Origin of the sequence: Cetobacterium sp., assembly GCF_048470075.1 — a bacterium.
In the GTDB taxonomy this organism is placed as follows: domain Bacteria; phylum Fusobacteriota; class Fusobacteriia; order Fusobacteriales; family Fusobacteriaceae; genus Cetobacterium_A.
In genome coordinates this window covers 1-7,381 of the sequence record NZ_DBGBQB010000148.1, presented here as the reverse complement: position 1 = coordinate 7,381, position 7,381 = coordinate 1, and the positions used below count along the sequence as shown (strand labels likewise).

The following is a 7,381-nucleotide window of genomic DNA, read 5'->3' as shown; positions in this document are numbered from 1 at the left end:
ATATATTCTTATACTATATTTTTAGGGAGGAGTGCTGTGGTTAAAGTAATTCTTAATAACGAAAGTATCCTACTTGATGAAACTCTATCTGTATTGGATGCATTAAATAAAGTTGGAATTGAACTTCCTAATTTTTGTCATGATAGTAGACTTGATAAAAATTTTGGTATTTGTGGACTTTGTACAATAAATATAAATGGAATCTTAAAAAAAGCGTGTCAAACACAGGTTAGTGAGGGATTAATTCTAAACACAGAAACTGATGATGTTATCAATTTTAGAAAAAATTTACTTCAAGATTATATTGATAATCATCATGAGAATTGTCTTATCTGTCCTAAAACTGGTGATTGTAGATTACAGAAATACTGTTTTCAATATGAAATAGTGAAGAAAAAAGCAACTGAAAATTTACTTCCAATTGATGATAGCAATCCATTTTATTATATTGATTCTAATAAGTGTGTTGCCTGTGGGCGATGCTTTCAAATTTGTGCTAATTTACAGTGTAATCATGCTATAAAAATGGGAATTACTGATAATAGACGACACTCTATTTTTGATCAAACAAAGTGTGTATCTTGCGGTAACTGCGTCAGTAAATGTCCCACAGGGGCCCTTATGCCTAAATCTAAAGTCAAGTTTAGAGTTTGTGATACTGAAAAAACAAATTCAACATGTATCTATTGCGGCGTTGGATGTCAAATTGAATTTAGAACAATGAATGGACAAGTTGTTGGAGCTACTCCTAGAGATATAGCTCCCAATAGAGGGTTATTATGTGTTAAGGGAAAATTTGGTTTTTCTTTTATAAACCATAAAAATAGATTAAAAACTCCTCTAATTAGAAAAGATGGCGTTCTAGTTGAAGCTACTTGGGAGGAGGCATATACCCTTATAAGTAATAAATTTAAAGAAATTAAAAAAGAGTTTGGAGCTGACGCTATTGGTGGATTTTCATCAGCAAAATGTACAAATGAGGAAAATTATTTGTTTCAAAAATTTATGAGAGCGGCAATTGGTACAAATAATATTGATCACTGTGCTAGATTTTGTCACTCTACAACTGGGAGTGGACTTGGTCTTAGCTTGGGAATTGGAGCTATGAGCAACAGTATAGGTGAGATTATAGATAATAAAACTATATTTATGCTAGGATCAAATGCCAGAGAAACTCATCCAGTTATAGGCACTATGATAAAAAGAGCAAAACAAAGAGGGGCTAAATTAGTAATTGTAGACCCTAGAAAAATAGATATGTCTGAAATAGCAGATTACTTTTTACAAATAAATTTAAAAAGTAACTCAGCTCTTTTAAATGGGATGATTAATGTTATTATTACAGAAAAGCTTTATAATAAAGAGTTTGTTTTAAAAAATACTGAAAGATTTGATGAACTTGTAGAAAGTTCTAAAAAATATACTCCTGAATATGTAGCTGAAATATGTGGTATATCTACTGAAAATATAAGAGATGTTGCAAGGCTATATGCAAGTGGACCAACTGCAACATATTTTACCATGGGAGTAACTCAGCATACTAATGGGACCTATGAAGTTCAAGAAATAGCTACTTTAGCTCTTTTATGTGGTAATCTTGGTATTGAAAATACCGGCTTAAATCCTCTTAGAGGGCAAAATAATGTTCAGGGAGCTGGGGATATGGGAGCTTATCCTAATAAATATCCTGGAAACAAAAAAGTGGATGATATTGAAAATATAAGATATTTTGAAAATTTTTGGGGAGTGAAGCTTAACAGACAGATTGGTAAGTTTGGTCCAGCTATGATTGAAGCTGCTAAAAATGGAAATATTAAAGCTCTTTATATAATGGGTGAAAATCCTATGCTTTCTGACGCTGATTTGAATCAAGTAAAAATTGCACTATCAAAAGTTGATTTTTTAGTTGTCCAAGATCTATTTTTAACTGAAACCACTGAATTTGCTGATGTTGTCCTTCCAGCATGTAGTTTTGCAGAAAAAGATGGAACCTTTACAAATACAGAGAGACGTATACAAAGAGTTCGAAAAGCTATTAAAACAATAGGAGATTCTAAACCAGATTATGAAATACTATTAAACCTATTTAAGTATATGGATCTACCTCAAAATTATAGTACTCCAGAGGATATAACCATAGAAATTAGTAAAATTATTGAGAATTATTCTGGACTAAATTATTCATTGATTGAAAATGAGGGAATACAATGGCCTATTGTAAATAATCTAGGAACAGATATACTATATAAAAATGGAATAAAAAGAGGAAAAGGACTTCTTTTTGAAAGTGATGATATTGTTTCTGGTGAAAATAAAACTCAAAATTACCCATACCTTTTAACAACAGGTAGAGTATTATATCAGTATCACACAAGAACTTTAAGTGGTAAGGTTGATGGACTCAATGAAAAATCTCCTCATAGTTTTATAGAAATTAATCCAGTAACGGCAACAAAATTGAGTATAAGTGATGGAGACCGAGTTAAAGTCATATCTCTAAGAGGTGAGATTGAAACATATGCCAATGTTACTGATAAGGTTAAAGAGGATATATTTTTTATGCCATTTCATTTCATTGATGGTGCACCGAATTATTTGACAGATGCTTCCCATCTGGACAGTGTAGCTCATATGCCAGAATTTAAAACTATTGCTGTAAATATTCAAAAAATCTAAACTTTAAAAGAGATGATGTTAAACTTAACTTTGCAGAAGTATTAATCATGATACTTCTGCAAAGTTTTTTAGTATATGTTACTTAATTAATTTACATATAGTATCATACAAAACTTGACATCCAACTTTTATATCAGCTTTCGTGGTAAACTCCTCTTTACAATGACTTCTTCCATTTACACTAGGTACAAAGAGCATAGCTGATGGAATATATTCACCTAAAATACTCGTATCATGATTTGCACCACTATATAAGTTTGTAAAACTATAACCTTTAGATTTTATAGAATCCTCTATTATATCTAAAATTTCTAAATCTGATTTTACTGCTTTTGCTTCTGCTATTTGCTCAATCTCACAATAAAACCCTTTATCCTTTAATTCATCTAATTGACTCTCAATTATATCTATTACTGTCAATAAATTCTCCTCATTAATTCCTCTTAAATCTATGGTAAACTCTAAAAATTTTGGAATTATATTTGTTTGATTAGGAAATAACTCAATTTTTCCTACTGTGGCTACAATTGAATCATCATCCATAGATTTTACAATATTTGGAATATTCGATATCAATTTACAGCCATCTACTACTGGATCTAATCTATATCTCATAGGAGTAGCTCCTGCATGATTGGACTCACCTTTTATCATTACCTTAAGCCATTTCAATCCTACAATCCCTTTTACTATCCCTATAGATTTTTTTTCTGAATCTAAAACTCTCCCTTGCTCTATATGTAGCTCAATCATAGCTTTATATCTACTTGGATCAAAAGATATAGTATCTATATCCTCTGGGTTATATCCAGCTTCTTTCATAATTTCATACATAGTATTTCCATTTGAATCTTTTAATTTCTTACTCTGAGCTGTAGAAAAATGTTTACAAAATGCTTTACTACCTATTAGATTAGTCCCAAAATGTGGACCCTCCTCTTCGATAAAAATTGAAACTTGATAGTCATGATATCTTTTTACTTCATTTTTAGAAAGTGTTCTAGCTACTTCAAGAGCTCCTACTACGCCAAGATTTCCATCATATTTACCACCATTTACAACAGTATCTATGTGAGAGCCACTCATAACTATTTTTTTATTTTCTCCACTTCCTTTTAATAGTCCATGTAAATTACCAACACCATCGAACCAAACATCCATTCCTATTGCTTTCATCTCTCCTATTATATACTCTTTTGCCCTTGTTTCTTCAATAGTAAATGAAAATCTAGTACATCCATTCTCTGGTGTAGTATTAAATGTATTTAGAATTTCTAGGTCACTCATTACACGTTCAACATTAATTTTCAATTTTATATCCTCCAGATTTTTTATAATTTTGTTCTATTATCTTTTTACTATATTTTCTATCCAATACCTACAAAGATTATCATTAATATCATATAGAATCCCTCCATTTGCTTCAATTGCTTTTCTAGAGGGAGTATTATTTTCATATACTGTTATCAGAGCTCTATCAACTCCTTTTAATTGAAGGAGTTCAATACCCTTTTTTATAATTAATTTACCATATCCCTTCCCTCTAAAATTTGGTGATATACTAATACCCATATTCCCCCCATTTATAAGAAGAGCTTCATTTAATTTTGGTCTTAACTTTAAAATTCCTACTATTTCATTATTCACATACATCCAATAGATTTCCTGTGGTACTCGTTCTATTGGTTGTATCTCCTTTGAATCATTTGTAAATTTCTGTAACAATGCCTTAAATTCCTCTTGATTATTTGGAGGGGTCATACGAAAACCATTCTCTCCAGCCCCTAAATCACAAAGAAATTTATATACATCCTCTCCATCATTTAAATTAGCTTTTCTCATTTCAAGTTTCATATAAACCACACTCCCTTAAAATTTTTGTTCCTATGATAATATTACATTGAACTCTAAATGTCAATAATAAATATATTTTTAATAAAAATATATTCAAATATGCTTCAAGAGATGCTATTATAGACCTATATTCAATAATAATAAAGGAGTTCATATGAAAACTAATATTAAAGGTATTCTTTTTGATTTAGATGGAACAGTTTTAAACACTCAAAAAATGAATATAATCCCATTGCAAAAACTAATCCTAGAAGAACTTGGAAAGGATATTCCCTATGATGATCTTATTAAATATTGTGCATATCCAGGTAAACAAACTATTAAAATGTTAGGATTTGACAATATTGAAACTTCTTATGATAAGTGGGTTAAATATGTTAATGAATTTGAAGAGGGCGCTATTCTATATGACGGTTTTAATGAGGTTTTTAAAACACTACATAACAAAGGAATTAAAATTGGAATTGCTAGTTCTAAAATGAAAAAGCAGTATGAGATTGATTTTTTACCAACTGGTCTTGACAGATATATTGATTGTGCTGTGCTAGCTGAAGATACAACTCTTCATAAGCCAAATCCTGACCCATTACTTTTAGGTGCAAAACTTTTAGAGTTAGCTCCAGAAAATATCATCTATGTTGGTGATACAATTGCTGATGAAACGGCTAGTAAAATGGCTGGAATGAAATTTGCTTTAGCTTCTTGGGGTACATTTGATGCTTCAAAAATAGTAGCTGACTTTATTTTAGATAAACCAGAGGATATTTTAAATCTATTAAAATAACGCAAATTTGAGAGGAGATTTTCTCCTCTCTTAATATTTTGCTATAAATCTATATAGGAAACCCCCTCAGCTATAATCTTAACAAGTCCATCTATAAAAACTTCATTTTCTTTGAAAGAAACCTCCAACCATCCACCAGGCTGAATAATTTTTGCAAAATCTATATCCTTGTACTCTTTTAAATAGTACCCAACTGCTGTTGTCCCTGAGCCACAACTATTTTCCCAAACTCCTCCAAAATCTTGAACTTCCACATATGGTCTCATATATAAGGTCTCTAAGTTTAAAAACATTATCCCAAAAGTAAAACAATTCTTTTTTTTACAATACTCTCTTATTTTACAAATAATTTTCTCATCTTTATAGTCTGTTAAGGATTCTACTATAAAGTGTGTAATTCCAGAAAAATGAACCTCACAGACCTTGTTTTCCTTGTTTTCTTCATCAAAGTTCAGTATTTTAATTGAAATGTTTTTCGGCATTTTTATTTTCGCTAAAAACATCTCTTTAGATTCTAAAGCTCTTACATTTACGTCTAAATTTACATTTTCTCCTGAACAAGTTATCGTATATACCTTCTCATTTTTAAATTCAGTATCTTTAAATGCCAAATAAGAAGCAAAAGAACGACAAGCATTTCCACAAAACTCACCACCCATCATTTCAAGATGAGTTTTATTGATAAAGCCCACTTGTTCTGCATACAAATTTAACTTATCCATTGAAATCTTAGAAACTTTTTGAATATCCTTCTTATCAATATCCTCTATTTGATAAAGTATTGTTACATTTCCTGCTGGATTGATTTTTACAAACCTCAATTGTTTTAAACTCATATTTAACCTCCAAGATACACTATGTCAGAGGAACTTTCCGAATTTTTACTCAAAATGACAAAGAATCAATTCGTATATTATATTAGCCATCAGCCTAGAAGTTCTGTCATCGTAATCATATGTAGGATTAATCTCAGCTACATCTATCGTTAAATTTTTTGAATATCTTGCAATTGTTTTTAAAAGAGGTAATGCATTTCTTGGATTTACTCCAAATGTTTGTGGGGCACTCACTCCTGGGGCAGATGTTATATGGAAAACATCAGTACATAATGTTAATTGTATATAATCATTTCTTTTTAAAATTGAGTAAAGATCATCACTTGGAATAGTTCTAATCTCCTCAGCAAAATAGTATTTAACACCAAGTTTATCAGCTCTATCAAAAAGTCTTTTCGTATTAGAGAACTTTTGAATACCAAAGACATTGTAGTCAAAATTTAATTTTTTCTCTTCACATATATCTGCTATTTGTAAAAACATAGTACCTGAATTTCTACCATTTGCGTACTCCCTCATATCAAAATGAGCATCAAAATTTATAATTCCAATTTTAGGATTACTCTCTTTTTCTAATGCATAATCTAAAATTCCGCAGTAGTTGGCAAAAGCTATATCATGACCTCCACCTAATACCACTACAAGAAACTCACGTTTTTTTAAATCTGAAACCACTTTAGACATTTTTGCATGAGCCGACTCTAAGTCATGACCTATCACTTCAATGGGTTCTTTTAAATCATAAAATTTTAAATCATCTCTAAAAATTGGAAATCCAGATAGAGCTTTTTTTACATGAATCCATCCATCTTTTGCACCTAATCTCCCCGAGTTTCTTCTAACTCCTTCATCAGAGTTAAAACTCACAAAACAAACCTTTTTTTCTTTTAAATCAACTTCAAGCAACTCTTCAATAGACATCGCTTTAACAACTTGATGAATACGAAGTACGTCTAACTCTTCTCCATCTACTCTTCCATTCCAGTACATAATATCTTCTCCTAATTTTTAATTAAATCTATTTATTTTACTAATTTTTCTATTAAAGTTTCATTTACAATATATGGTAAAGTTATATGGTCTGTTCCCACATTGTTTTTATTAAACTCTATAACTGTTTCAATGGAGTGAGGATTTCTTGCCCAAGCTCTTCTTGCTACTCCTCCCATTACATCCCATGGCATTGCCTGCATTAAAATGTTATCAACTCTTTTACTTCCATCTAAAACCA

The 7,381-nt window shown here is 30.6% G+C and carries 6 protein-coding genes and 1 pseudogene; 2 read left to right on the top strand and 5 right to left on the bottom strand.

The annotated features are described in order from the left end of the window. Window positions 1-36: 36 nt before the first annotated feature. Window positions 37-2,676, top strand: coding sequence for a formate dehydrogenase subunit alpha (gene fdhF, locus ACMOUI_RS05235; protein WP_418964684.1), 2,640 nt, complete (start codon window positions 37-39; stop codon window positions 2,674-2,676). Between the two features lie 78 nt (window positions 2,677-2,754). Here the strand turns inward: fdhF and ACMOUI_RS05230 are convergent, their stop codons facing one another. Next, window positions 2,755-3,987, bottom strand: coding sequence for a M20 family metallo-hydrolase (locus ACMOUI_RS05230; protein WP_418964683.1), 1,233 nt, complete (start codon window positions 3,985-3,987; stop codon window positions 2,755-2,757). A gap of 36 nt (window positions 3,988-4,023) precedes the next feature. Beyond that, window positions 4,024-4,530, bottom strand: coding sequence for a GNAT family N-acetyltransferase (locus tag ACMOUI_RS05225; RefSeq protein ID WP_418964682.1), 507 nt, complete (start codon window positions 4,528-4,530; stop codon window positions 4,024-4,026). Between the two features lie 154 nt (window positions 4,531-4,684). On the opposite strand from ACMOUI_RS05225, the gene ACMOUI_RS05220 reads away from it, so the two are divergent. Further along, window positions 4,685-5,314: an HAD family hydrolase gene (locus ACMOUI_RS05220; protein WP_418964681.1), complete on the top strand. Its 630-nt coding sequence runs from the start codon at window positions 4,685-4,687 to the stop codon at window positions 5,312-5,314. Between the two features lie 41 nt (window positions 5,315-5,355). On the opposite strand, the gene ACMOUI_RS05215 is transcribed toward ACMOUI_RS05220, so the two are convergent. The 3 genes and pseudogenes from ACMOUI_RS05215 to ACMOUI_RS05205 all read right to left on the bottom strand — a co-directional run. Further along, window positions 5,356-6,150: a diaminopimelate epimerase gene (locus ACMOUI_RS05215; protein ID WP_418964680.1), complete on the bottom strand. Its 795-nt coding sequence runs from the start codon at window positions 6,148-6,150 to the stop codon at window positions 5,356-5,358. A gap of 45 nt (window positions 6,151-6,195) precedes the next feature. Beyond that, window positions 6,196-7,140 carry a formimidoylglutamase gene (gene hutG / locus ACMOUI_RS05210; protein WP_418964679.1) on the bottom strand — a complete coding sequence of 315 codons (945 nt, stop codon included), beginning with the start codon at window positions 7,138-7,140 and terminating at the stop codon, window positions 6,196-6,198. 32 nt (window positions 7,141-7,172) lie between these two features. Beyond that, window positions 7,173-7,381 (bottom strand): annotated as a pseudogene (locus ACMOUI_RS05205) (urocanate hydratase); the annotation flags it as partial.